Genomic DNA, 25,518 nt, shown 5'->3' on the forward strand with positions numbered 1-25,518 from the left:
TCAGCGGGTCAGCGAGGCGCCATTGGTCGCGATGACCTCGGCGTACCAGTCGAAGGATTTCTTCGGGAAGCGCTCCAGCGTGCCGGTGCCGTCGTCATTGCGATCGACATAGATGAAGCCGTAGCGCTTGCTCAGCTGTGCCGTCGAGGCGCTGACGAGGTCGATGCACCCCCACGATGTGTAGCCGATCACCTCGACACCGTCGGCGATCGCCTCGCCGACCTGCACGAGGTGGTCGTTGAGGTAGGCGATGCGGTAGTCGTCGATCACGGTCTTCACCCCGTCGACATCGACGAGCTCGTCCTTGGCGCCGAGGCCGTTCTCCACGATGAACAGCGGCTTCTGCCAGCGGTCCCAGAATTGATTCAGGACGATGCGCAGACCCACCGGGTCGATCTGCCAGCCCCACTCGCTGGCGGCGAGGGTGGGATTGGGAACCCCACCCATGATGTTCCCCGCACCTGCGACCTTCTTCGCCGGATCGGCGGTCTCAGCCACGCTCATGTAATAGCTGAACGAGACGAAGTCGACCGTGTGGGTCAGATCCTCGCGATCCTGATCGGTGATCTCGAGCTCGATGCCCCGCTCGCGGAGAGTGCGCAGGAAGTAGCCGGGATAGGTTCCTCGCGTGTGGACATCGCCGTAGACCAGGTTCGCGTGATCGGCATCCATGACGGTGAGCACGTCCGCGGGGTCGGGCGTCAACGGGTAGACGGGCATCGACAGCACCATGCAGCCCACGCGGGCATTCGGGGCCACCTCGCGCGCGATGCGGGTGGCCCGCGCGCTCGCGACCAGCTCGTGGTGCATGGCCTGGTACAGGGCCTGCTCGCCGAGCATGTCCTTCGGGGTGCTGATGCCGCCGCTCATGAACGGCGCATGCAGCAGCGAGTTGATCTCGTTGAAGGTCAGCCAGTAGGTCACGCGCGAACCGTAGCGATCGAAGAGGGTGCGCGCGTACGTCTCGTAGAACCCGATGAGGTCACGGCTCACCCACCCGTCGTAGGCATCGGAGAGGTGGAGCGGCGTCTCGTAGTGCGAGATCGTGACCAGAGGCTCGATGCCGTGCTTCTCGAGTTCGTCCAGCACACGGTCGTAGAAGGCGAGGCCCTCCTCATTGGGCTCTGCGTCGTCGCCGTTCGGGTAGATGCGGCTCCATGCGATTGAGAAGCGATAGGTCTTGAAGCCCATCCGCGCGAACAGGGCGATGTCGTCTGCGAAACGGTGATAGAAGTCGATCGCCTCGAGCTTCAGGTTGTCGGGTGTGGGGCCGGCGCTCCGAGCCGAGCCGATCCCGCCGTGGGGCAGGACGTCCTGGACGGAGAGGCCCTTGCCTCCCACGTTGTAGGCGCCCTCGACCTGGTTGGCCGCCGTGGCGCCGCCCCAGAGGAACCCCTCCGGGAAGGGTGTGGTCTTCGTGGTCATGGTGCTCCCAGCCCTCTACTTCTCGGGGACGATCGATTCGACGGCCTGCGCGAAGAACAGAGGATCCCCGTGCGCGATCGGTCCGGACGCCGGACTGCCGACCTCAGGGTAGAGGTCTGAGTTGGTGACCACCACGGGGGTCGTCAGGTCGTAGCCCGCGGCCTTGATCGCCTCGAGATCGAACTCGACGAGCAGATCGCCGGCCTTCACGTGCTGACCGGTCTCGGTCTTGAGGGTGAAGTGCTTGCCGCCCAGCTTGACCGTGTCGATTCCCACGTGAATAAGCAGTTCGGCGCCGTCGGCGTGACGCAGTCCGACGGCGTGCCCGGTCGGGAACGCGGCGACGACCACGGCATCGAAGGGCGCATAGACGGCACCCGATCGGGGGACGATCGCGACGCCCTGACCCAGGCCCCCTTCCGCGAACACGGCGTCCGGGGTCTCCGACAGTGGCACCACGGTGCCGTCGAGCGGGCTGCGCACCTCGACGTCGTTGCCCTCGGCCGCCACCACGGCGTCCTCGGCGGGGTCCTTGAAACCGACGAGGACGGTGAGCAGGAAGGGGATGAGGATCGCGGCCGCAAGGCCGAGGATGAGCAGGAGCGTGCTTCCGGTGCCGAACAGCGCAGGCAGCGCGAGCGCGGACGCGAGCACGAATGCATTGGAGGCGACGCCGCCGGCGGCCAGGAGCGCACCGCCGATCACTCCGCCGACCACACCGAAGGCGAAGGGGCGCTTGAGGGGGAGGTTCACGCCGTAGATCGCGGGCTCGGTGACCCCGGCCAGGAAGCCTGACAGGGTTGCCGGGGCTGCGAGGGACTTGAGGTTCTTGTTGCGCGTTCGGACCCACACGCCGGCGACGGCGGAAGCTTGAGCGAGCACAGCGGCGAACACGGGGGCGAGCATGAGGATGAGGCCGGTGTCCTGCATCTCGACGACGAAGAGCGGGATGAAGCCCCAGTGCAGCCCGAAGATCACGAAGACCTGCCACATGCCGCCCATCACGGCTCCTCCGAGCCACGGGGCGACCTCGAAGAGCCATCCGATCCCTCCGGCGAGTCCTCCACTGATCAGGTTGGAGATCGGTCCGATCACGAGGAACGTCAGGGGCACAAGCGTGAGGACGATCACCATCGGTGTGGCGAAGCGACGAATCGAGGAGTGCAGCTTCGCGTACAGGAAGCGCTCCATGTGCGACTGCAGCCAGACGATGATGATGATCGGGATGACACTGGAGACGTAGCTGACCATCGTGAACGGGATGCCGAGGAAGGTCAGGTCGGGAGAGCCGTTGAGTGCCACGATCGAGGGGTAGACCAGTGCTCCGGCCAGTGCCAGCGAGGTGAACTGCTGGGCGCCGAAGTACTTCGCCGAGGTGATGGCGAGCGCGAGCGGCAGGAAATAGATGAACGCGTCCGAGAGTGCGTTCAGTACCGTGTACGTCGTGGTGGTCGTGTCGATCCAGCCGAAGGTCACCGCGGCCGCGAGAAACGCCTTCAGCAGACCGGTGCCGGCCAGAGCCCACAGCAGCGGCGTGAAGATCGCCGAGATCATGGAGATGAACCTGTTGAGCGGGTTTCCCTTCGGCGCCTCCTTTGCGGCGCTGGACGCCGCGCTCGGACCGTTCCCCGTCAGAGAGGAGATCTTGCCGATCTCGGCGTAGACCTCGGGCACATCGTTGCCGATGACCACCTGGTACTGGCCGCCGGCCTCCGCCGTGGCGATCACACCGGGGGTCGCCTTGACGGCGGCCTTGTCCACTTTCGCGTCATCCTTGATCACGAATCGCAGTCGCGTGGCACAGTGCACGAGGGACTGCACGTTCTCTTCGCCGCCGACGCCCTGGAGGACCCCGGCGGCCGTCTTCTGATGATCCATCGAACTCACGTGCTTCCTGCCGCGCCTGCGCGGCCGTCATGTCCGAGAAGGCTCCGTCGGCGCCAGGGCAACAAAAAAACCTGAACTCGTTCACGACCTTTCGGCCATGTGAGTTCAGGTTTTGCCTGCGTCCGCAGTAACAATCCGGAGACTTCCGCAGGACAGCGTTGCCCTGCGGACGTCACGGTATCACGGGATCGCCCGGATCTTCAAACGCGAGCTGCGTGGCCAGGCGCTCGACATGCACCACGACGTAGAGCACCTCCTCGTCGGTGAGCTCCGATCCCGTCGCCGCGCGGACGTAGGCCTTCACGTCTTCTGCGATGGCGAAGGATCGCGGGTAGCTGCGCTTGGCGAACTCGAAGAATGAAGAGTCGCTGCCGCGGAGCATGGTCCTGGCCACGAGCCGCTGCAGCAGGAACTGGACATGGAGGATGAACCGCGCGTAGTCGGCGCTCGTCGTGTCGAGGGCGACACCGAGACCCGACTCGACCGTGGAAACGACGTGCTGCACGCGCCTGAACAGCAGCGCGGCGGTGCCGTTGGGCTCGTCGCGGGTCGCGTTGAGGAGGTGCATCGTCAGGAAGACGGACTCCTCTTCCGGCAGGTCGGTGCCGAGACGCGAGCTGATCGATGAGGCCATCAGGACTGCGGCACCGAACTCCTGAGGGAACAGCACCCGCAGTTCCGGCATGGACGTCGCGGGGATGCGCACGCCCTGTTGCAGCCGCTCGAGCACGTACTGGACGTGATCGATGACCGCGAGCAGGATTCGGCGGCCGAGATCACGCCCCAGCATCCGCTCCGCCTCATCCACCGCGGCTGTGACCGCCTCGACGATCGGGTACGGCACATCCGTGAGCAGTCGGCGCGCGCGATCCCCCTCGGCACCGTCCTCGAGGATGAACGTCTTCTCGATCCTTGCCGGATCGAGGTGATCCTCCGGCTTGAGCTGGAAGCCGATGCCGCGGCCCATGAGCACCCGCTCGCGGCCCGACTCGTCGACCGAGATGACGACGTTGTTGTTGAGCACCTTGTGCGCAGCGCGCGCCGACCTGCGCCCGGCGCCTTCGTCGGCCGTCATGGGGGAATCCTATGCCGCAGTGCTCGTCACGGAGTCGGGGTCACCACTGCAGTCGTGGAGCCGGAGAAGCTCGCTCGGACTTCCGCGACTGTCTGTATCGTCGCGATGTTGGTCAGCGCGTAGCCGAGTGCGACCCGCTGCCAGTCGGCGTTGATGCTGGAGGTCGCATCCGAGACAACCGTCACCCGGTAGCCGTGGTCTGCGGCATCACGCGCGGTGTGCTCGACCGCCATGTTCGTCCACACGCCGACGATCACGACATCGGTCACCTCGAGATTGCGGAGCATCACATCGAGGGAGGTGCCGTGGAAGGCGCTCATCCGGATGCGGTCGAGGACCGGTTCGTCGTCGCGGGGGTCAAGACCGTCGACGATGTCAGCGCCCCACGTACCCGCTCGAAGGCTGTCGGGTCCGATCATCCGGAAGATCGGTGCGTTCGCGCCGCCCAGCCCGGCCGGCACGGGGAACGCGACGATGCGGTTGTGGAAGACGGGGGCGCCGGCAGACCGGGCGGAGTCGAGCACCGCTCTCACGTTGGTGATCACGTCCTGCTCCTCTGCATGCTGGGCCGCACCGAATGCGGCGAAAGCCCCGTCCGGGTGGAGATTGTCGTTCTGCATGTCGACGACGAGTATCGCCGGGAGGTTACGCGTGGGCTCTGTCATGGTGAGCGAGAACGCACGGTCGGCGAATGTATTCCTCGGAATGCAATATGGCCGACAGCAGCCCTACTGCGGGGGAAGCCGATCCGCCTCGATGAGCTCGGCGACGAAGTCGATGTCTGTCACCGTGGACAGGTAGAAGGCCAGCTCGTAGTGCATGTCGATCCGCTCCGGATCGAGCAGCCACTGGACCTGCAGGCCGTCCATCATCGCGAGGGTGCCGATCGCGGCAGACTCGGGCGTCGCGCCGGCAGCCAGGTGGCCGGTGTCGGCCAAGGATGTGAAGGCCTCTCTCACGAAATCCCGTGTGCGGGCATAGCGCGAGACGAAGTGGTCGTGCGCGGGATGATCGGCAGCGGTCGCCTCAGTGGACAGGATCGCGTAGAGCTTCACGATCCCGGGCTTCGATGCATTGGCGGCAGCGAGATGGATCAGCGCATGGAGAGCACTCTTGCCGTCGCGGGTGTACTGCCGCATCGCGTCGGCATCCACCTCGTCGCGATGATCGAGCATTGCGTCGAGGAGCGCGATCTTGTCGGGGAAATGGTGCAGGAGTCCTGAATTGCTGATCCCGGCGCGCCGCGCGACGTCGCGGAGCGAGCCGGAGTGGTAACCCGACTCCGAGAAGACCTCGAGCGCCGCCTCGAGGATCGCGACTCGGGTTGCCGCGGTCTTCCGATACGGCCCGCGCGGCTTGAGGGAGGGTTGTGCGGTGTCAGCCATTGTGCTCAACCGTAGCCACGGCCACATGCACACGCCAGTCGTGAGAGTGCCGATGATCACAACTCGATTACGAATACAGGACACCTGGTCGGAATTCGTGGTACCTTCCATCCGAAGCAGTCCATGGGGGACTGCCGCAGACAGAAGGGCCGAAGATGCTCCGCTGGAAGACCATGGCTGCCACCTTTGCGGTGGCCGCCCTCGCGCTGGCGGGATGCTCTGCCGCCGACGAATCAACCCCCGACGACGAGCCGACATCGGTGATCATCGGGCAGTTCCTCGCACCCGCGACTTTTGAGGTGACCCAGGCCGAGTGGGGCAACCGCGCGCTCTACTACCAGGCGGTCTACGACACCCTGCTCTACGGTGAGTCCGACGGCAGCATCGAGCCGAACCTCGCGACGGAGTTCGTCTACTCCGACGACAACAAGGAGCTCACGCTCACGCTCCGCGACGATGTCGAGTTCACCGATGGAACCCCGCTCACCGCCGAGGTCGTCGTCGAGAACCTCGAGCGGTTCAAGAACGGCGGCGGCGCCTACGCCGGCGATCTTGCGAACGTCGATGCATTCGAGGCGCCCGACGAGACGACAGTCGTGCTGACGCTGAGCGCGCCCGACCCCGCGCTCCTGGCGTATCTCAGCCGTGAAGCAGGCCTCATCGCCGCTCCCTCGACGTTCGACGCCGAGGATGCCGCGACCAACCCGGTCGGATCGGGACCCTACGTCCTCAATCAGGACGCCACGACCACCGGCACGAGCTACGTCTTCACGAAGAACCCCGACTACTGGAACACCGAGGTCCAGCTTTGGGACACCGTCACGATGAACGTGCTGGCCGACCCGACCGCCGGAATCAACGCGATCCAGGCCGGCGAGGTCGACACGATGGTGCTCACCGACAACAACAACCTCGACCAGGTCGAGGCGGCGGGCTTCACGATCGAGGCGAGCGAGCTGAACTTCCAGGGGCTGCTGCTTCTGGACCGTGGGGGCGAGCTGGATCCGGCGATCGGCGACGTGCGTGTTCGCCAGGCGATCAACTACGCCCTCGACCGTGAGGGCCTGCTCGAGGCGCTCCAGCTCGGCAACGGCACGGTGACCACGCAGGTCTTCAACAAGGCGTCTGCGGCATACGACCCTGAGCTCGACTCGTTCTACTCGTACGACCCCGAGAAGTCGCGGGAGCTCCTGGCCGAGGCCGGCTTCGAGGATGGGCTTGAGCTCGAGATGTCGAGCACGGCGGTCCTCGGCGCCGCCCAGTTCCCGCTGATCGGTCAGCAGCTCGCCGACGTCGGCATCACGGTCAACTGGGTGGACACCCCGGTGGAGAACTACATCGCTGACCTGACCGCTCCGAAGTACGCCGCCGTGCCGATGCAGCTCGAGACGAACGCCGACTGGCAGCTGATCCAGTTCATGATCTCGCGCACCGCACCGTTCAACCCGTTCGGCTTCGGCGACGAGACCACGGACGCACTGATCTCCGAGATCCAGAACGGCGACAAGGCGACGCAGGATGAGAAGGCTGCTGAGCTCAACGCCTACATCGTTGAGCAGGGCTGGTTCGCGCCGTACTACCGCGTCAGCGCGGGCTACGCGTACAACGCAGAGACGACGGCCGTGACGCTGAACGCCACGAACATCGTTCCGTCGATCTTCGACATCACGCCCGCGCAGTAGCAGGCGAGGGGCGGACGAGGACCACGGTCCCGTCCGCCCTTCCTCGCTGTCGCCGAACGAACCCCAGAACTGGACTCCCTCTTGCGCGCTTCCCATGCTCACCTGGACCACCTCCTGGCTGCATTGACCCTCGACGACAAGGTGAAACTGGTCCAGGGTGCCGACTTCTGGACCACCGCTCCGATCCCGTCCATCGGGCTGCGGGCGATGACACTCTCCGACGGGCCCGCCGGCGTGCGCGGTCCGCGATGGGACGAACGGCTGCCGTCGTTGAACCTCCCCTCCGGGTCGGCGCTCGGCGCTTCGTGGGACGAGGAGCTCGCCGAGCGGTACGGCGTGGCATCCGCTGTGGAGGCGCGCCGAAAGGGCGTCGACATCGTGCTCGGCCCCACCATCAATCTGCACCGTTCGCCGCTCGGCGGCCGCCACTTCGAGTGCCTGAGCGAGGACCCTGAACTCAGCGGTCGGATCGGCGCTGCCTATGTGCGCGGCCTCCAGGCCAACGGCGTCGCGGCGACGCCGAAGCACTATGTCGCCAACGACTCCGAGACCGACCGCTTCACCGTCGACGTCCGGGTCGACGCGCGCGCCCTGCGCGAACTGTACCTCGCGCCCTTCGAACGCGCCGTGGAGGCGGGAGCGTGGGGAATGATGAGCGCGTACAACGCCGTCAACGGCGTGACGATGACCGAGAGCGATCTGCTCGAATCTCCGCTGAACGACGAATGGGGATTCGACGGCGTCGTCATCAGTGACTGGACTGCGGTCCGAAGCCTCGCGGCCGTGCCCGCCGCGCAGGACCTTGCGATGCCCGGCCCGCACACGTCGTGGTCGGAACTCGGATCGGCCGTCCGTGACGGGATCGTGGATGAGGCCGACCTCGATCGGAAGGTGCTGAGGATCCTGCTCCTCGCCGAGCGCGTCGGCGCGCTGGGCGACCAGCAGCCGGCGCCGCAGGCCGCGTTCGACGGTGTGTCGTTCGCGCGCGAGGCATCCGCAGCAGGCTCCGTGCTGCTGACGAACCACGGAATTCTGCCCTTCGACCCCGCGGTGGCGCGGAGCATCGCCGTGATCGGCGAGCCGGCCCGCGCACCCCGCACGCAAGGCGGAGGCAGCGCGACCGTGATTCCCGAGAGGGTCATCTCGCCGCTGGACGCGCTTCGCGCAGCCGTGCCCGATACGCAGGTGCGATTCGCTGTGGGTGCGGAACTGTCGCACACGCTGATGGAGCTGCCCCTGGCCCAGCTCACCAACCCCGTCACGCACGAGCCCGGCGTGCGCATCAGCTTCGCCGACGCCGCCGGGAGCGAGCTGTTCGCCGATGATCGTCGGTCGACGGCCCTGGTGTGGTTCGGCGGCGACGCCCCCCTCGCGCGGAGCGCGACGCTGCGGGTGTCGACGATCTTCACACCCGACACCGACGGCGAGATCGAGCTGGGGTTCGCCGCGTCGAATCATGCGGCGATGAGCGTCGGTGGGTCGACACTCATCGAGGGACGTCCTGCCGTCGAGGGCATGGATCTCGGGGCGGCGTTCCTCCAGCCCCCCGTGCTGAGTGCGCATGTGGCGGTCCGGCAGGGGGTGCCGATCGAGCTCAGCATCGTGTTCTCGATCGACGGCGACGACGGCCTGCCGCTCGACGCATTGAGTGTCGCCCTCGGCATCGTTCCCCCGCGCGGAGATGCGGACGCATTGATCGAGAGCGCGGCCCGCCTCGCGGCGGAATCCGACGTCGCTGTCGTGGTGGTGGGGACCGACACAGAAGTCGAGTCCGAGGGCTACGACCGGTCGGATCTGAACCTTCCGGGGCGACAGGATGATCTGGTGCGAGCCGTCATCGACGCGAACCCCCGCACGATCGTGGTGGTCAACGCAGGAGCCCCGGTGCTCCTGCCGTGGGCCGACCGCGCGGCCGCCGTCATCGTCAGCTACTTCGGCGGTCAGGAGTTCGGCCCCGCGCTCGCGGACATCCTCACCGGCACTGTCGAACCGGGCGGACGGCTTCCGACGACGTGGCCGCGCGCTCTTGAAGAGGTGCCTGTGCGCGACGTGGTCCCGGTCGACGGGGTCCTGAACTACGACGAGGGGATTCACGTCGGTTACCGCGCGTGGCTCCGCGCGAACACTGCACCCGCGTTCGTGTTCGGCCATGGACTGGGTTACACCGATTGGTCGTGGACTTCTGTGGAACGCGACGGCGACGACCTCGTCGTGACGTTGGCCAACACGGGACGGCGCCCGGGCAAGAACGTCGTGCAGGTGTATGCCGAGCGCCCGGACTCCGCGGTAGAGCGACCGGTCCGCTGGCTGGTCGGGTTCGCCGTCGTCACGGCCGAGCCGGCGGAGCGCGTGGCGTGCCGCATCGCGATCGACCCCCGCCGCCTCGCTCACTGGGACGATGGGTGGAATCTCGAGCCGGGCGCCTTCACGCTCCGCATCGGTGGATCGGTCGAGCACCTGCCGCTCTCGCTGACGTGGGAGACGACGGAAGCGATGAAGGAGGTGGAAGATGCCTGAGTTCGATGTCGCCGGCTTCATCCGGCAGCTGGAAGCGAGCGGGCCGCCGGCGGATCCGAGGCGCGGCTTGGATACGGAGTCGCTCGTGAGCGCGGATCCCACACTCTCGTCCGTCGAGATCACCGAGGTGAACGTCGTCGGACCGCACGGGGACGTGCCGGTGCGCCTCTACTCCGACCCATCTCGCGCCGGTACGACCGCGCTCGTGTGGATTCACGGCGGCGGGTTCGTCGGCGGCGATCTCGATATGCCGGAGGCGCACTGGGTATCGCTCGTCATCGCTTCACGCGGCATCCCCGTCGCGTCGGTGGACTATCGGAAGGCGCTCCGCGGAGTCCGGTACCCGGTTCAGCTGGACGAAGTGATCGCGGCGTGGCAGTGGGTCACGGGTGCGGCTCAGCCGCTCGGCGCGCAGGTGACCGGCTTTCACCTCGGCGGTGCGAGCGCGGGCGCCAACCTCGCCACGGCAGCGACCCAGCGACTGCGCGATGAGGGACGCCCGATGCCTCGGTCGCTGGTCCTCGCCTACCCCCTCCTGCATACCGAGCTCCCGCCTCTCAGCGAGGGGCTCACGGCGGCGCTGGCCTCCAATCCGCCGCCGGTGAACTTCACACCCACAGTGGTCGAGGCGTTCAACGCGAACTACGTCGGCGATGCGGCCGCGTCGTCGCGGTACGCGTTCCCCGGCGACATCGAGCTCCACGATCTTCCGCCCGTCAGAATCGTCAACGCGGAGGCGGACGAGATGCGCGCGTCGGGCGAGCTGTTCGCTCGTCAGCTCGCCGCCGTAGGCGTCGATGTCGAGTGCGTGACCCAAACCGGCGCCCAGCACGGGTTCTTGGATGAGCCGAACCACCCCGGTGCGGTCGATGCGATCGAGGGCTGGCTCGCGTTTCTCAACGAGGTCCGGTGATCGCGATCCGTCGGTCGGCGGTCAGCCCGCTGCCGTGAAGTCGATGCGTGTCACCGAACTCAGGTAGCCCGCGAGCTGAGCGGGCATGTCCACCACCGTGGGATCGATGAGCCACTGCGTCTGCAGTCCGTCCATCATCGCGATCGTTCCGATCGCGGCGGACTCGGCGGTCACGCCCGGTGCGAGGTGCCCAAGGTTCTCGAGCGACTCGAACGCCTCGCGGACGAAAGCGCGCGTGCGCGTGTAGCGAACGACGAAATGCTCGTGCGCGGGGTGGTCCAGCGCCGTCGCCTCGGTCGAGAGGATCGCGTACAGCCGGACGATCTCGGGCTTGGTCTGGTTGGACTTCGCGAGGTCGATCAACGCATGGAGGGCGGATTCGCCATCACGTGTGAGGCGTCGGACCTCTTCGACGTCGACCTCATCACGATGGTCCAGCATCGCCGCCAGAAGCGTCTCCTTGTCGGTGAAGTGGTGCAGGACTCCCGCGTTGCTCATGCCGACGCGGCGTGCGACATCGCGCAGGGAACCCGCATGAAATCCCGAACCCGCGAAGACTTCGAGTGCCGCGTCGAGGATGGCGCTGCGGGTCTCGGCGGTCTTCCGATAGGGACCGCGCACCATCGGAGTCCCCGCGCCTTCGTTGGGGAGGTCGGTCCGCCGGGTGCTCACCGTCGGCCGGCCTCGACACATCGTCGAAGCGTGCGTGCGAGCGCCAGCCCGCGCGGGTCTGCGCCGCCGGGCGTGCTCATCCGCCGCGGGATGTACCCGTACGCGAGGCCGTACTCGGGGTCGGCGACGCCGATCGCGCCGCCGGCACCGTCGTGACCGAATGCGCGCCAGCTCCCGTAGGCCAGCCGCTCGTCGGGTACCTGGAAGACGATCGCGAACCGAGTCGGGAAGCCGAGCACGAGGTCGGAGCCGGTGGTCTGCAGGCGGCTCATCTCGGCAACGGTCGCGGGGGAGAGGATGCGTGAGGTCTCGTCCACCTCACTGACGCAGGCGGCGTACGCCCGCGCCAGACCACGGGCTGAGCCGACGCCTCCGACGGCGGCCAGGCCTGCTGCCCGCACCGCCCGACGATTCGGAAGCGGTGGATCGAACGGGTCCCAGCCGGACCCGCTGAACGCGACCGCCATCAGCGAGCGTTCGTCGTCGATCGCCTCCGTCGCGGCGTCGGTGCCCGTGACCGTCTTCGCGGGGAGCACGTCGACGACGCGATCCTCCTGCGCATCCGGGGTGGTGATGAAGAAGTCGATTCCGAGAGGTGTCGCGATCTCCTGCGCGTAGAAATCGGCGACCGACCGCCCGTCGATCCGTCGCACCAGCTCGTCGATCATCGTCCCGATGGTCAGGGCATGGTAGCCATGTGCCGCGCCGGGCTGCCAGAAGGGTGACTGCGCAGCGAGCGCACCGGCGAAGGCGTCGTGATCCGTCAGGCGCTCGAACGTGAGCGGATCATCGATGCCGATCAGTCCGGCCTGGTGGGACAGCGCGACGCGCACGGTGATGTCGGCCTTCCCCGCCTGGGCGAACGCAGGCCAGTACCGCGTGACGGGTGCCTCCAGATCGAGCGCACCGCGTTCGAGCAGAAGCGCCAGCGAGATCGCGGAGATGCCCTTCGTCGCCGAGAAGACTCCCTGGATCGACTCCCCGTCGATCTCGCTCCCACCCCAGATATCGACGACCGGTACTCCATCGGCATACGCACAGAACTGCGCGGAATAGTGCGGATCGGCCTCCACCATGCGCATGAGCTCCTCGCGCACCGGCTCGAAGCCCGGATGGACGATCTCCGCCGTCATGCTGCGGCCCCGTCGGCATCCAGCGCCGCCTGACTGTCGATGAGGGCACGGCGGGCGAGGCGACGCTCAGTCTGCGCGTCGGGGTTCGGGACGGGTGCGGCGAGGAAGAGTCGCTGCGTGTACGGATGCTGCGGCCGGGCGGTCACCTGGTCGCAGTCGCCCGTCTCGACCAGTTCGCCGCGATACATCACGGCGACCCGGTGGCTGACGTGGCGGACCACGGCGAGGTCGTGCGTGATGAACAGATAGGCGACGCCGGTTCGCTCCTGGATCTCGATGAACAGGTCGAGTACGCGCGCCTGCGTCGAGAGGTCGAGAGCGGACACCGGTTCGTCGCACACGATCAGCTGGGGATCGAGGGTGAGTGCGCGCGCGATGGCGACGCGCTGTCGCTGGCCGCCGGAGAACTCACGCGGCAGGCGACTCGCGGCGTTCGAGGGGAGGCCCACCGCCTCGAGCACGTCGCGGACCCGGGCCTTCGCCTGCTTGGACGGGGTGCCGCTCGCGGTGAGCGGCTCCGAGAGGATCTGCTCGATGGTCAGCGACGGGTTCAGCGACGAGTAGGGGTCCTGGAAGACGACCTGGATCTCGCTCGAGAGGGCGCGCCGCTCTCGACGGCCGAGGTTGCTGATGTCGCGGCCCTGGTACGTGATGGATCCGCCTGTCACCGGGGCGAGCCCCAGTACGGCGCGGCCGAGTGTGGTCTTGCCTGAGCCCGACTCGCCGACCAGCCCGACGGTCTCGCCGGGTCGGATGTCGAGTGAGATTCCCTTGAGGGCCTGGAACGGCTTCGCGCGGAAACCCTTGCCGGGGTACTCGACGGTGAGGTTCTGGACATCCAGCAGCGTGCTCATGAGCGTCCTCCTTCGATCGCGGCGAGTGGTGGTCGGGCGGGGCCGTCGTCCAGCAGCGCGTCCAGCAGAGACTGCGTGTACGGGTGTGCCGGCGAACCCAGGATGGTGCGCACTGGACCCTGCTCGACGAAGCGACCCTGCTGCATGACCGTCACCCGGTCGCACAGATCGGCGACGACGCCGAAGTTGTGCGTGACCAGCAGCATCGCCATGTGGCGCTCGCGCTGCAGGTCGCGAAGCAGGTCGAGCACCTCGGCCTGCACGGTCACATCGAGAGCAGTCGTCGGCTCGTCGGCCACGATGAGGTCGGGATCGGTCGACACCGCCCCCGCGATGAGCACGCGCTGGGCCATCCCGCCCGACACCTCGAACGGATACGCATCGAACGTGCGCTTCGGATTCGGAATGCCGACACGGGCGAGGAGTGCGAGCGACTTCTCCGTCGCCTCCTTCTTACTGAGCCCGAGGTTCTTCCGCAGCGGCTCGACGAGCTGGTAGCCGATCGTGAAGGAGGGGTCCAGGTTCGACATCGGCTCCTGCGGGATGTAGCCGATGCGCTTGCCGCGGATGCCCGAGAAGGCTCGCTCACCGGCATCGGCGAGCTGAGTGCCCTCGTAGTCGATCGATCCCCCCGACACGTGGCCGCCGCGGGGGAGGAGGCCGAGAACCGCGAACGCGGTCTGCGTCTTGCCTGAACCGGATTCTCCGATCAGCCCGTGGATCTCACCCTTGCGGATGTCGAGCGAGACGCCGTGGACGACCTCGATGTCTTCGCCCTCGGTCTGCTGGTACGCGACGCGAAGGTCGCGGATCATGAGCACCGACTGGCCGGCATCGGCCGCCGAATCCGTGCTTTCGTGCACGATCGTCTCGGCGATGACCGGTAGTTCCATCGAGTCGTCGATGGGCGCGGCATCCGATCCGCCCATGGCGATCGATGTCGTGACGGCTGCGATCGACCCGGTCGCCGTCGTGACGGCTCGGCGCCCCCGGCGTCGGACACTCACGGTGCGCTCCAGCACGTCTCGCATGGCATTGGCGAGCAGCGTGAGCGCCACGCAGGTCGTGGCGATCGCGAGCGAGGGCCACAGCATCAGGATCGGTGCGCGGTAGATGTTCGCGAAACCGTCGTTGAGCATCGAGCCCCACGTCGGAACACTCATGTCGCCGAGGCCGAGGAATTCGAGCCCGGACTGGATGCCGATCGCGATGCCGGCGATGATCGCCGTCTGTATGACGATGGGCGCCCGCACGACGGAGAGGATGTGGCGACCGATGATTCGCATGTCGCTCAGCCCGGACACGCGAGCGGCATCGACGTAGAGTTCGCTGCGGACTCCGACCACCGCCGCGTACACCAGGCGGTAGTAAGCGGTCGACAGGATGACTCCGAAGATGAGCATCGCCCACCACACCGAGGGGCCGAGGACTGCGCGCGCCGCGATCAGAACGATGATCGCCGGAAGAGCCATGACCAGGGACGTGGTCCACGAGGCGACGGAGTCGAACCAGCCCTTGAAGTAGCCGGCGATGAGGCCGGCGATGACGCCGATCGCCAGGGCGGTGACGATGGCGACGGATGCTGCGGCCAACGTCACCGACGTCGCCCACAGCAGTCGCGACAGCACGTCGCGGCCTGCGCTGTCGTTGCCCAGCGGGTGCTCGGGGCTCGGCGGGGCGAGCACGAGCGGAATCGACGCGGTGTTCGGGTCGTAGGGCGCGATCAGTGGGCCGATGAATGCGATCAGCACGACGAACCCGAGGTAGATCAGCGCAGCGAGCCCGACGGGCTTGCGTACCAGCCGCCGGAAGAGCGACGTGGTGACGTGGGGCGTGGGGACGGCGAGGGGGACTTCGATGGCGGTCATGACAGACGAACCTTCGGGTTGAGCGCAGCCTGCGCGAGATCGATGATGAGGTTGACGATGATGACGATCACGGCGAAGGCGACGACGAGCCCCATCATGACCGGGATGTCGCCCTGGGTGCCCGCCTGTACGGTGAGCTGGCCCATTCCGGGTAGGGCGAAGACCTGCTCGACGATCACCGCGCCGCCCAGAAGGCCGATGAACTGGACCGCGAGGATCGCGAGCGCCGGTCCGCCGGCGTTGCGAAGGACGTGCTTGTAGATGACGCTGCCCATGCCGAGCCCGCGCGAGCGGAGCGTGCGGACGTAGTCGCGCGACATCGCGTCGATCATCGAGCCGCGCACTTGCTGAGTCACCGCCGCGATGGCCCCGAGCGAGAGGGCGATGATCGGCAGAGTCACCGACGAGAGCCAGCCGGTCACGGACTCTGTGATCGGGATGTAGCCGGTGGCCTTGAACCAGCCGAGGTTGATCGCGAAGATCAGCACGAGGTACAGCGCGATGAGGAAGCCGGGGATCGCGAAGCCGAGCACCGAGATGAACTGGACTCCGCCATCGATCCATCCGCCCCGACGAGCCGCAAGCACTCCGAGGATCACCGACAGCAGGGCCGAGACGAGCGTCGTGCCGATCACGAGTGAGAGCGTCACGGCGACTCGCCCCGAGAGGCTCACGGTGACGAGCTGGCCGTTGAACCACGACCGGCCGAGGTCGCCGGTGATCGCGTTGGTCAGCCAGTCCCAGTACTGCACCACGACGGGCCGATCGAGGCCGAGTTCCTGCGCCTTCTGCTGCACGAGCTCAAGGGATGCGTTCTGCCCGAGGATACGCCGAGCGATGTTGGCGCTGCCTACATAGAGCAGCCCGAACGCGAGGGCCGATATGACGAAGAGGAGGACGATGCCGGCGAGGATCCGGCGGACGATGAACACGAGCATGGGTGCTCCAGGTTGTCTCAGAGTGGAGAAGGGATCTCTGCGGCACCCGTGTGCCGTGCTTCGATCGATCGGAACATCTTCGGTCCCTCCGTCAGACGGCGGTGCCCCTGTGGACCGCCTCTCGGGGACAGAATACATGAAAGCCGACTTAGTGTTCGGTTTTCATTTGGATTCGTACGAGATGTGAGGATCTCCGGATATATAACACCTTCTTGACCATGCGCGTAAATCTGTTGCATGATGATCGGGTAGCGAATAGGACGGACAATCAATGACGATTCGTGTTGCCTGTGTCGGCGGCGGCCCCGGCGGGCTCTTCTTCTCCACGCTCCTGCGGCGCGCTCGACCAGACATCGAGGTCGTGCTCTTCGAGCGCAATCAGGCGTCCGACGCGTTCGGGTTCGGCGTCGTCTTCTCGGATCGCACGCTGCAGAAGATCGATGCCGCCGACCCCATCCTGCACACGGCGCTCGAGCGCGAAGGCGTCCACTGGGACACCATCGATGTCAGGCTCCGTGGTGAGTCGTTCGAGTTCGCCGGGAACGGCATGGCGGCGATCCATCGGCGCATCCTCTTGCGATTCCTTCAGCAGAACGCAGCGGATGCCGGTGTCGACCTCCGCTTCGGTGTCGAGGCACCTCCGCTCGCGGAACTGCGCGCGTCGTTCGACGTCGTCGTCGCCGCGGACGGCGCGAACTCGCGTCTGCGGGACGAGTTGGCTGATGAGCTCGAGCCCGAGGTCGAGACGGCGGCGGCGAAGTTCATCTGGTTCGGCACGACCCACCGCTTCGACGGGTTGTCGTTCCTGCACCAGAAGGGACCCCACGGCAACTTCGCCGCGCACGCCTACCCGATCGGTCAAGGGCTCAGCACCTTCATCGTCGAAGCCGACGAGCAGACGTGGCGCGAGGCCGGCCTCGACGGTTTCGACATGACTTCCCCGCCCGGCACGTCCGACGAGGTGTCGCAGCAGTACCTCCGCGAGCTCTTCGCGGACGATATCTCGGGTGCGCCGCTGGTCGCGAACAACTCGCGGTGGGCGAACTTCCGCACCCGACGCACCGCGCGGTGGCACACCGGGAACGTGGTCTTCCTGGGTGATGCCGTGCACACCGCGCACTTCTCCGTCGGCTCCGGGACCAAGATGGCGATGGAGGACGCGATCTCGCTCGCCGAGCATATCTCGGCGTCGCCAGAAGATCTCGAAGCCGCGTTCGGCGCATATGAAGAGGAACGCCAGCCCGATGTCGCCCGCATCCAAGCGGCCGCGGCGCCGAGTCTGAGCTGGTGGGAGCACTTCGCGTTCTACTACGACGCTCTGAAGCCGCTCGACTTCGCGTTCCACTTCTTCTCGCGGAGCATCGACATCGACCGCGTGCGCCGACGCGATCCGCGACTCGCGGATGCGGTGACGGACGCGTGGGATCGCGCGCACGGCGCGCCGCCGTTGGCGACGCCGTTGCGCACCGCCCGCGGGGTTCTGAGCGCCCGCGACTTGACGGTGCGCGGCCGGGACGACAATCGCACTCTTGAGGACGGCACGGGTGAGGCATGGTCGGTCGGCCGCGACGTGAAGGTGCTCATCGCCCCCGATGACAGTCATCTCGTCGACGCGCTTCCGGCCATCGATGAGGCGGATGCCGTGCTCGTCGAAGGAGGCAGCGCGTTGAGCCGCAGCCTCATCGCCGAACGGCTGCGGCTCGAGCGCGGCATCCCGACGATCATCCTGGACGACGAGTTGAATGACGCGGCTGCCGCCACGCTCATCCTCTCCGGTCGCGCCGACGCGGTCGCCCGAACGGAGGCCGTTCGTGTCGGCGCTTGACCTGACCGCGCTGTTCGAGCCGCGCGGGGTGGTCATCGTGGGCGCATCGACGAGTCCGGGGAAGCTGGGTCACGCGATGGCTCAGTCGCTCGAGTCGTATGCGGGATCCGTGCGACTCGTGAACGCGCGGCCGTCGCCGGGTATGTTCGGCTCGATCGCGGAGGCCGTCAGTTCGACAGCGGACATCGATCTGGCGGTGATGTGCGTGCCGGCGTCGGTGACGGCGACCGCCGTGCGCGAGAGCGCCGACGCCGGCGTTCGTGCCGCGCTGGTCTGTGCCGGTGGGTTCGCCGAAGCAGGCGGTGCCGGGTCAGGGTACGCGCAGGACCTCGACGCTGTGATCGCCGAGACGGGCATCAGGGTGCTCGGCCCGAACACCTCGGGGTTCTTCGTGCCCGGAGACGCCCTCTTCGCGAGCTTCGTCCCGGGCGTTCGCGAGTTCGGGTCGGGTTCGGTCGCCGTCGTCGCAGCCAGCGGAGGCATCAACCACGTCCTCTCGTTCGGCCTGCAGGAGGAGGGGGCAGGGGTCAGTCTCGGGGTCGGGCTCGGAGCGGGACAGGATGTCACGGCGCCCGACGTCCTCCGCTATCTCGCCGCACACGAGCAGACCCGCGCGGTCATCCTCCACGTGGAGTCGATCCCCGACGGGCGCGACCTGGTGGATGCCGTCGCGGCGCTGGCGGCCAGCAAGCCGGTCGTCGCCCTCATCGTCGGGCGCAACGATGTGGCGGAGTTCGCCCAGTCGCACACGGGAGCACTGACCACATCGTGGCGGACGGCCAGGGCGCTGCTGCGCCAGGCAGGCGCTGTCGTCGTCGACGACGAAGCTCATGCCGTCGCGGCCGCGATCGCCCTGTCGAAGGGACGCGCCCGTCCGCAGCGCGCGCCGGGGATCGGCCTGATCACGGGCCAGGCAGGACCAGGCCTGGTCGTCGCCGACCGACTTCTCGGCGACGGATGGACGCTGCCTCCGCTGTCTGCGCACAGCGCGCGGAGGCTGTCGGACCACTTGCCACCGCTGACATTCCAGGGCAATCCCGTCGATACCGGTCGGCCGGGTGAGTCCTTCCCCGACGTCGTCGCCGTCGTGAGCGAGGATCCCAGCATCGACATCATCGGCGTGTACGCGATCACGGAGGAGGTCATCGACCTTCCCCGGGCGGTCGCCCGCGGGTTGGCGAGCGAGGGAGGGATCCCCGCTGTGGTCGCCGTGGACGGGACGTCCGCTGATGTCGCTGCTGCGCGCCGTTCGGCACGCGACTCGGGGATCGCGATCGTCCGGGGGCCGACGCCCCTCGCTCGTGCGTTGTCCGCCCTTGCCGAAGACGCCCGACTGCGCGCGGTGCTCGACGACGCGCCGGTGCTTTCGCACGCGGCGCTCACGCCCGAACCTGTCGACGGGTGGAACGGCGACTGGGACGAGATCCGCGCGAAGGACCTCCTCGGCACGCTCGGCATCCGCACCCCGATCCGTCTCCGGTGCGCGGGGCGAGCCGAAGCCCAGGCCGCCCTCGCGACGCTCGGGCGTTCGGTCGCCGTGAAGCTCGTGGATGCCGATGTCCTCCACAAGTCCGACATCGGCGGTGTCGTCCTGGGGGTGGACTCGCCCCAGGCGATGGATGCCGCGCTCGACTCCCTCGAATCGATCGGTGCGTCCGAGTTCCTGGTGGAGGAGATGGCGGATGCCGGGGTCGAACTCGTCGTCGGAGCTCGCATCGACGAGGCCTTCGGCCCCGTCGTGGTGGTCGGGCTCGGTGGTGTCGCAGCGGAGGTCATGGGCGATGTCGCCATCCGATCCGCGCCTCTGAGTGAGCGCGCAGCATCGACGATGATCGACGATCTCGTCGCCGTCGATCTCGTCGACGGGTATCGAGGTGCACCGGCGGTGGATCGCTCCGAGCTCGGCCGGATTCTCATGTCGCTCGGTCAGGTCGTTGCGGACGGTCGCATTGCGGAGATCGAGATCAACCCACTCCGCGTGACGGCCGACGGGCTCATCGCCCTGGATGCGGTCGTCGTCGCGGCCACCTCCAGCACGACGGGAGTCGCCTCGTGACCGCGCCTGACATCACGCCCTGGCCCGAGGAAGACGCCGCACGGTACCGCGCAGCAGGACTTTGGGAGGACCGCACACTCGGCGAATACGTGCTGGATGCCGCCGACAGCAGCCCCGACAAGGTCGCGCTCGTGAGCGGCGAGACGCGCATGACCTATCGCGAGCTCGTCGCGCGCATGGACGAGGCTGCCGAGAGGCTTCTCGCGCTCGGGTTCACTGCGGGTGAGAGGATCCTCGTCCAGCTCCCGAACGACTGGCCGTTCGTGGTGTTCACCCTCGCGTGCTTCCGCGCCGGAATCGTGCCGGTGATGGCGCTGCCGGCGCACCGCTCCCATGAACTCACCCATCTCGCGCACCACGCCGACGCCGTGGCCCTGGTCGTCCCCTCGACGATGAAGGACTTCGACCATCAGGCCCTCGCCGAGCAGATCGCGGCCGAGGTTCCGTCCGTTCGACGGATCCTGGTCGACGGTGAGGCGCGAGGCGATGCCGTCGATCTGCGGCGGCTGCTGCGGACCGACGGCGACATCGGTGCCCGCGGCCGACGGGACTCCGCGAAACCGCATCCCGACTCTCCCGCCTGCTTCCTCCTGTCGGGCGGGACCACAGGGTTGCCTAAGCTCATCGTCAGAACCCACAACGACTATGCGTACAACGTCCGGGCCACGTCCGCGGCCACCGGCGTGGACGACACCACCGTCTACCTCGGCACGCTCCCGGCAAGCCACAACTTCCCGCTTGCGTGCCCGGGCGTCCTCGGCGCGCTCTTCTCCGGCGGAACGAGCGTGATGCTGCCGAGCCCGGAACCGGTTCGCGCCTTCGCAACGATCCAGCGCGAGCGAGTCACCCTCGCCGCTGCCGTGCCGGCGGTGGCGCAGAGATGGCTCGAGCACCACCACGAACACGGCGGAGACGCGCTGGAGACCCTACGGGTGCTCCAGGTCGGCGGATCCCGCATGCCGGATGAACTCGCCGCACGCGTGGGTCCCGAGCTGGGCGCCACCCTGCAGCAGGTCTTCGGCATGGCGGAAGGCCTCATCAACATGACGCGGCTCGATGATCCGGACGACGTGATCACCCGCACCCAAGGTCGCCCGGTCTCGGCTGAGGACGAGATCCGCGTCGTCGACGAGGCCGGTCGCGACGTCCCCGACGGCACGACCGGCACGATCCTCACTCGCGGACCGTACACGCCACGCGGATACTTCCGTGCGGCGGACCACAATGAGCGAGCCTTCCCCGGCGGCTGGTACAGCTCCGGCGACATCGTGATGCGACGTCCTGACGGCAACCTCGTGGTCTTCGGTCGGGACAAGGACATCATCAACCGCGGTGGCGAGAAGATCTCGGCGGAGGAGGTCGAGAACATCGTCTATCGCATCCCCGAGGTAGACCTGGCGGCCGCCGTCAGCATGCCCGATCCCGTCCTCGGCGAACGCCTGTGCCTGTTCGTCACGCTGCTCGCCGGCGACCCGTTGACTCTCGAGGCGGTCCGCGACTTCATGACGAGTCAGGGGCTGGCCGCGTTCAAACTGCCCGAACGCCTCGAAGTCGTCGACTCGATGCCGCTGACCAAGGTAGGCAAGATCGACAAGCGCGCGCTCCGGGAGACGATCGCCGCACGGCTCGCAGCGATCGGATGACGCAGCGCTTACGATGGGCGACGCCGACCGGACGCGAAGGAGGACGCCGATGAAGCCTCGGGCGCTGATCCTCGACATCTTCGGGGACTACCTCCGATACGTCGACTCCGAAGCCAAGGCAGGCGACCTCGTCATCCTCCTCGGCGCCCTCGGAGTCGAACCCGCGGCCACCCGTATGACCCTGTCGAGACTCAAGCAGGAGGGCTGGTTCACGACGCGCCGCGTCGGTCGCGAGACGATCTATCGTCTCAGCGACCACCTGCTCGAGATCCTCGACGAGGGGCGAGCGCGAATCTTCGCACCTTACGAGGACGAGTGGGACGGCTGGTGGACGCAGGTGGTCTTCCAGACACCCGAGTCCGACCGCACCGTCCGGGAGCAGGTCAAGAAGAAGCTCGCCTGGCTGGGGTTCGGCCCGCTGACGCCATCCACGTGGCTTTCGCCCCGCGACGTGCGGGGAGAGGCGCTCAAGCTGCAGGCCGAGTTCCCGGCGGCGACCGTCGATGTGCTCACCAGCCGCACTGACGACCTCGACGCCGATCGAGCGCTGGTCGCCCGCTGCTGGGATCTCTCGTTGCTCGAGTCCGACTATCTCGGCTTCATCGAGGGCCATCGTCACCTGCTCGACGCGTCGTCGGGGCTCGAGGGGCCTTCCGCGCTCGCTGTTCGCACCGAGATCGTCTCGACCTATCGACACTTCCCGTTCCGCGACCCGTCGCTGCCTGTCGCCCTGCGGCCTGCCGGATGGCCCGGCGCGACCGCCCACGAGCTGTTCCTGACGGTCCACCGCGCACTCTCCGACGCAGCCGTCGCCTACGTCAGTGGCGTGGTCGGCTCCGATGTGGAAGCACCCGAGCTCCGCATCCAAAACATGTAACACACTTCTGCGCTTCAACGTGTTACCGTTACATCGTCGCCGCTCGGCGACGCGATTTCTTGTCAACGACGACGAAGGGATACCCGATGCAGACTCAACTCATCATCGACAACGAAGCGCGAGATGCGCGAGAGGGCAAGACCTTCTCTCGGCGCAGCCCGCTGACCGGCGAGGTCGTCACGGAAGGCGCCGCAGGCAGCGTCGACGACGCGATCGACGCGGTCGAATCCGCATCCAAGGCCTTCGAGGACTGGTCGCAGAGCGGCCCCACTCAGCGGCGTGCCGTGATGCTGAAGGCCGCCGACATCATCGAGGCTCGCGCCGGCGAGTTCATCCAGACGATGATGTCCGAGGTCGGCGCCGCTCAGCTCTGGGCGGGCTTCAACGTCTTCCTGACCGCTCAGCTCTTCCGCGAAGCGGCCGGGCTCGCGACCCAGATCCAGGGTGAGACGCTCCCCACCGACAAGCCGGGAACGCTTTCCATGACGGTGCGCCAACCGGTCGGCGTGATCTTCAGCATGGCGCCGTGGAACGGACCCGGCGTTCTGGCCGCCCGCGCGATCGCCTACCCGATCGTGTGCGGCAACACCGTCGTCTTCCGCGCATCGGAGACCAGCCCGCGTACCCACGCGATCATCGCCGAGGTCCTTCACGAGGCAGGTCTGCCTGCCGGCGTGCTGAACTTCATCACGAGCAGCCCGGAGGACGCCGCTCGCGTGGTGGAGTCGATCATCGCTCACCCCGCCGTGCGTCGCATCAACTTCACCGGCTCCACCCCCGTCGGCCGCATCATCGCGGAGCAGGCAGGGCGCCACCTCAAGCCCGTGCTGCTCGAGCTCGGCGGCAAGGCACCGCTCGTCGTGCTCGATGACGCCGACATCGACGGCGCCGTCAACGCGGCGGTCTTCGGGTCGTTCATGTATCAGGGGCAGATCTGCATGTCGACGGAGCGCTTCGTCGTCGACGAGAAGGTCGCCGACGAGTTCGTCGCGAAGTTCGTCGCGCGGACCCGGGAGATCGTCAGCGGCGACCCGATGACGAACCCCGACGCCATCGTCGGACCGATGGTGCGGCCCGAATCGGGCGACCGGATCAACGGCCTGATCGACGACGCGCTCGCCAAGGGCGCCGACATCGCCGTGGGCGGGCGTGCGGACGGCGCCGCGATGCCTGCGACGATCGTCGACAACGTCAAGCCGGACATGGCGATCTATGACCAGGAGACGTTCGGCCCGATCACGACGGTTGTTCGCGTCTCGGGAGTCGAGGAAGCCGTGCAGGTCGCCAACGACACCGAGTACGGACTGGCGGCTGCGGTCTTCGGCCGCGACACCACGCGTGCGCTCCAGGTTGCCAACCGCATCCAGGCCGGTCACGTCCACGTCAACGGTGCGACCGTCCAGAACGAGGCGCAGGCTCCCTACGGCGGAACCAAGGCCAGTGGCTACGGGCGATTCGACGGCCGTGCCGTGATCAACGAGTTCACCGAGCTCAAGTGGATCACGATCGAGCCGTCCGACCAGCAGTACCCGTTCTGAGCACCGCTCCCGAACGCAGACCAGGAGACAGAAGACAGATGAGTATGACTGTGACCGCGGCCGTCGCACGCGACGCCGGCGCGGATCTTGTGATCGAAGAGCTCGAACTCGACGAGCTCAGGCCGAACGAGGTGCTGGTGCGGATAGTTGCCACCGGCGTCTGCCACACCGATGCGATCGTGCGCGACCAGGTATATCCCACGCCGCTCCCCGCCGTGCTGGGTCACGAAGGGGCAGGCGTCGTCGAGCGCGTGGGTGAGTCAGTGCGTACCGTCGAGCCCGGCGATCACGTGCTGCTCGCCGCAGCCTACTGCGGCTACTGCGCACGCTGCCGCGCGGGTCAGATGGCGTACTGCGAAAATCTGTTCGCCGCTGACTTCGGCGGACGGCGGGCAGACGGAACGAGTGCGTTGAGCAAGCACGGTGAGGTCATCTCATCGCACTTCTTCGGGCAGTCGTCGTTCGCGACCTACGCCAACGTCGTCGAAGAGAGCGTCGTCAAGATCGATCCCGACGTCCCACTCGAGATCGTCGCCCCGCTGGGGTGCGGCATCCAGACCGGCGCGGGTTCGATTCTCAACGAGTTGAAGCCGTCGCTGAACAGCACGCTGGTGGTGATCGGCACCGGCGCGGTCGGGGCGGGAGCGATCATGGCGGGCAAGGTCGCGGGGTGCAGCAGGATCATCGCCGTCGACATCCACGATGATCGTCTTGCGCTCGCTCAGGAGATCGGTGCGACACACACGATCAACACGCGGGGCGCCGATCTCACCGATGAGATCATGCGCCTGACCGACGGCCACGGCGCGGACTACGTGCTCGATACCACCGCCCGGCCGGAGCTGCTGCGCAAGGCGGCGGACGCGCTCGGAAATCGCGGCACGCTCGCACTCGTCGGTGCCGCGGCACCGGGAACCGAGGCGACCTTCGAGATCGGCCTCTCGCTCGTGAAGGGGTGGACGTTCAAGACGATTGTCCAGGGCAGCTCCGTCCCGCAGGTCTTCATCCCGAAGCTGATCGAACTGTGGCGCGACGGCCGCTTCCCGATGGAGAAGCTGATGCGCAACTACGCGTTGGCCGATATCAACCAGGGATTCGCCGACTCCGCCGCCGGGACGACGGTCAAGCCGGTCGTCGTCTTCTGATCGACCCGGGCGGGATTCGGCGCCCCCGGGCACCGAATCCCGCCCGAACCTTTTCGGCATAGCGCCGATCTGCCTCAGAGAGGAA

The 25,518-nt window shown here is 67.3% G+C and carries 19 protein-coding genes; 9 read left to right on the top strand and 10 right to left on the bottom strand.

Annotation, left to right across the window (positions count from 1 at the left end):
* The 5 genes from FFS15_RS01890 to FFS15_RS01910 form a co-directional block, all read right to left on the bottom strand.
* Positions 1 to 1,425: a glycoside hydrolase family 1 protein gene (locus FFS15_RS01890; RefSeq protein ID WP_137843291.1), complete on the bottom strand. Its 1,425-nt coding sequence runs from the start codon at positions 1,423 to 1,425 to the stop codon at positions 1 to 3.
* A gap of 15 nt (positions 1,426 to 1,440) precedes the next feature.
* The gene (locus tag FFS15_RS01895; protein ID WP_137843292.1) at positions 1,441 to 3,303 is read right to left on the bottom strand and encodes a beta-glucoside-specific PTS transporter subunit IIABC; all 1,863 of its coding nucleotides are present in this window, start codon (positions 3,301 to 3,303) and stop codon (positions 1,441 to 1,443) included.
* A gap of 181 nt (positions 3,304 to 3,484) precedes the next feature.
* Complete coding sequence (locus FFS15_RS01900; protein WP_137843293.1) at positions 3,485 to 4,387, bottom strand: PRD domain-containing protein; 903 nt, start codon at positions 4,385 to 4,387, stop codon at positions 3,485 to 3,487.
* A 26-nt stretch (positions 4,388 to 4,413) separates the two neighbouring features.
* Positions 4,414 to 5,052, bottom strand: coding sequence for an isochorismatase family cysteine hydrolase (locus FFS15_RS01905; RefSeq protein WP_137843294.1), 639 nt, complete (start codon positions 5,050 to 5,052; stop codon positions 4,414 to 4,416).
* Between the two features lie 63 nt (positions 5,053 to 5,115).
* Positions 5,116 to 5,772 (bottom strand): TetR/AcrR family transcriptional regulator, encoded by a 657-nt coding sequence (locus FFS15_RS01910; protein ID WP_171013049.1) that lies wholly within the window; start codon positions 5,770 to 5,772, stop codon positions 5,116 to 5,118.
* Positions 5,773 to 5,945: 173 nt separating this feature from the next.
* Here FFS15_RS01910 and FFS15_RS01915 point away from each other — a divergent pair, with 173 nt between their 5' ends.
* The 3 genes from FFS15_RS01915 to FFS15_RS01925 all read left to right on the top strand — a co-directional run bounded on the left by FFS15_RS01915 (position 5,946) and on the right by FFS15_RS01925 (position 10,884).
* Positions 5,946 to 7,454, top strand: coding sequence for an ABC transporter substrate-binding protein (locus FFS15_RS01915; RefSeq protein ID WP_249353632.1), 1,509 nt, complete (start codon positions 5,946 to 5,948; stop codon positions 7,452 to 7,454).
* A gap of 141 nt (positions 7,455 to 7,595) precedes the next feature.
* Positions 7,596 to 9,971: a glycoside hydrolase family 3 C-terminal domain-containing protein gene (locus FFS15_RS01920; protein ID WP_349290444.1), complete on the top strand. Its 2,376-nt coding sequence runs from the start codon at positions 7,596 to 7,598 to the stop codon at positions 9,969 to 9,971.
* Positions 9,964 to 10,884, top strand: coding sequence for an alpha/beta hydrolase fold domain-containing protein (locus FFS15_RS01925; protein WP_137843298.1), 921 nt, complete (start codon positions 9,964 to 9,966; stop codon positions 10,882 to 10,884). Before FFS15_RS01920 ends, FFS15_RS01925 begins: the two co-directional genes overlap by 8 nt.
* Positions 10,885 to 10,905: 21 nt before the next feature.
* Here the strand turns inward: FFS15_RS01925 and FFS15_RS01930 are convergent, their stop codons facing one another.
* From FFS15_RS01930 to FFS15_RS01950, 5 genes are read right to left on the bottom strand one after another with little or no spacing between them, the layout of a single operon-like run.
* The gene (locus FFS15_RS01930) at positions 10,906 to 11,556 is read right to left on the bottom strand and encodes a TetR/AcrR family transcriptional regulator (protein ID WP_171013050.1); all 651 of its coding nucleotides are present in this window, start codon (positions 11,554 to 11,556) and stop codon (positions 10,906 to 10,908) included.
* A complete protein-coding gene (locus tag FFS15_RS01935) occupies positions 11,553 to 12,689 on the bottom strand; it encodes a serine hydrolase domain-containing protein (protein ID WP_137843300.1) in 1,137 nt (378 codons plus the stop codon). Before FFS15_RS01935 ends, FFS15_RS01930 begins: the two co-directional genes overlap by 4 nt.
* Complete coding sequence (locus FFS15_RS01940) at positions 12,686 to 13,543, bottom strand: ATP-binding cassette domain-containing protein (RefSeq protein WP_137843301.1); 858 nt, start codon at positions 13,541 to 13,543, stop codon at positions 12,686 to 12,688. The genes FFS15_RS01935 and FFS15_RS01940 overlap by 4 nt, the downstream gene beginning before the upstream one ends.
* A complete protein-coding gene (locus FFS15_RS01945) occupies positions 13,540 to 15,411 on the bottom strand; it encodes a dipeptide/oligopeptide/nickel ABC transporter permease/ATP-binding protein (RefSeq protein WP_137843302.1) in 1,872 nt (623 codons plus the stop codon). Before FFS15_RS01945 ends, FFS15_RS01940 begins: the two co-directional genes overlap by 4 nt.
* A complete protein-coding gene (locus tag FFS15_RS01950; RefSeq protein ID WP_137843303.1) occupies positions 15,408 to 16,349 on the bottom strand; it encodes an ABC transporter permease in 942 nt (313 codons plus the stop codon). Before FFS15_RS01950 ends, FFS15_RS01945 begins: the two co-directional genes overlap by 4 nt.
* 271 nt (positions 16,350 to 16,620) lie before the next feature.
* On the opposite strand from FFS15_RS01950, the gene FFS15_RS01955 reads away from it, so the two are divergent.
* The 6 genes from FFS15_RS01955 (at position 16,621) to FFS15_RS01980 (ending at position 25,433) form a co-directional block, all read left to right on the top strand.
* Entirely contained in the window at positions 16,621 to 18,174 is a 1,554-nt protein-coding gene (locus FFS15_RS01955; protein WP_137843304.1) for an FAD-dependent monooxygenase, read from the top strand.
* Positions 18,161 to 20,230, top strand: coding sequence for an acetate--CoA ligase family protein (locus FFS15_RS01960; RefSeq protein ID WP_249353634.1), 2,070 nt, complete (start codon positions 18,161 to 18,163; stop codon positions 20,228 to 20,230). The genes FFS15_RS01955 and FFS15_RS01960 overlap by 14 nt, the downstream gene beginning before the upstream one ends.
* Entirely contained in the window at positions 20,227 to 21,873 is a 1,647-nt protein-coding gene (locus FFS15_RS01965) for an AMP-binding protein (protein WP_137843306.1), read from the top strand. The genes FFS15_RS01960 and FFS15_RS01965 overlap by 4 nt, the downstream gene beginning before the upstream one ends.
* A 49-nt stretch (positions 21,874 to 21,922) precedes the next feature.
* Positions 21,923 to 22,750 carry a PaaX family transcriptional regulator C-terminal domain-containing protein gene (locus tag FFS15_RS01970; protein ID WP_137843307.1) on the top strand — a complete coding sequence of 276 codons (828 nt, stop codon included), beginning with the start codon at positions 21,923 to 21,925 and terminating at the stop codon, positions 22,748 to 22,750.
* 86 nt (positions 22,751 to 22,836) lie between these two features.
* On the top strand, positions 22,837 to 24,288 hold the full coding sequence (locus FFS15_RS01975) for an aldehyde dehydrogenase (protein ID WP_137843308.1): 1,452 nt from the start codon (positions 22,837 to 22,839) through the stop codon (positions 24,286 to 24,288).
* 44 nt (positions 24,289 to 24,332) lie between these two features.
* Positions 24,333 to 25,433 (top strand): NAD(P)-dependent alcohol dehydrogenase, encoded by a 1,101-nt coding sequence (locus FFS15_RS01980; protein ID WP_137843309.1) that lies wholly within the window; start codon positions 24,333 to 24,335, stop codon positions 25,431 to 25,433.
* Positions 25,434 to 25,518: the final 85 nt, after the last annotated feature.

The organism is Microbacterium sp. 2FI, from assembly GCF_005502885.1.
Taxonomy (GTDB): Bacteria; Actinomycetota; Actinomycetes; order Actinomycetales; family Microbacteriaceae; genus Microbacterium.

Bases quoted from the DNA above. Each gene is read 5' to 3' on its own strand.
- FFS15_RS01975 (WP_137843308.1), top strand. From the start codon at position 22,837: ATGCAGACTCAACTCATCATCGACAACGAAGCGCGAGATGCGCGAGAG.
- FFS15_RS01900 (WP_137843293.1), bottom strand. From the start codon at position 4,387: ATGACGGCCGACGAAGGCGCCGGGCGCAGGTCGGCGCGCGCTGCGCAC.
- FFS15_RS01905 (WP_137843294.1), bottom strand. From the start codon at position 5,052: ATGACAGAGCCCACGCGTAACCTCCCGGCGATACTCGTCGTCGACATG.
- FFS15_RS01895 (WP_137843292.1), bottom strand. From the start codon at position 3,303: ATGGATCATCAGAAGACGGCCGCCGGGGTCCTCCAGGGCGTCGGCGGC.
- FFS15_RS01890 (WP_137843291.1), bottom strand. From the start codon at position 1,425: ATGACCACGAAGACCACACCCTTCCCGGAGGGGTTCCTCTGGGGCGGC.
- FFS15_RS01945 (WP_137843302.1), bottom strand. From the start codon at position 15,411: ATGACCGCCATCGAAGTCCCCCTCGCCGTCCCCACGCCCCACGTCACC.
- FFS15_RS01955 (WP_137843304.1), top strand. From the start codon at position 16,621: ATGACGATTCGTGTTGCCTGTGTCGGCGGCGGCCCCGGCGGGCTCTTC.
- FFS15_RS01935 (WP_137843300.1), bottom strand. From the start codon at position 12,689: ATGACGGCGGAGATCGTCCATCCGGGCTTCGAGCCGGTGCGCGAGGAG.
- FFS15_RS01925 (WP_137843298.1), top strand. From the start codon at position 9,964: ATGCCTGAGTTCGATGTCGCCGGCTTCATCCGGCAGCTGGAAGCGAGC.
- FFS15_RS01940 (WP_137843301.1), bottom strand. From the start codon at position 13,543: ATGAGCACGCTGCTGGATGTCCAGAACCTCACCGTCGAGTACCCCGGC.
- FFS15_RS01915 (WP_249353632.1), top strand. From the start codon at position 5,946: ATGGCTGCCACCTTTGCGGTGGCCGCCCTCGCGCTGGCGGGATGCTCT.
- FFS15_RS01980 (WP_137843309.1), top strand. From the start codon at position 24,333: ATGACTGTGACCGCGGCCGTCGCACGCGACGCCGGCGCGGATCTTGTG.
- FFS15_RS01910 (WP_171013049.1), bottom strand. From the start codon at position 5,772: ATGGCTGACACCGCACAACCCTCCCTCAAGCCGCGCGGGCCGTATCGG.
- FFS15_RS01970 (WP_137843307.1), top strand. From the start codon at position 21,923: ATGAAGCCTCGGGCGCTGATCCTCGACATCTTCGGGGACTACCTCCGA.
- FFS15_RS01950 (WP_137843303.1), bottom strand. From the start codon at position 16,349: ATGCTCGTGTTCATCGTCCGCCGGATCCTCGCCGGCATCGTCCTCCTC.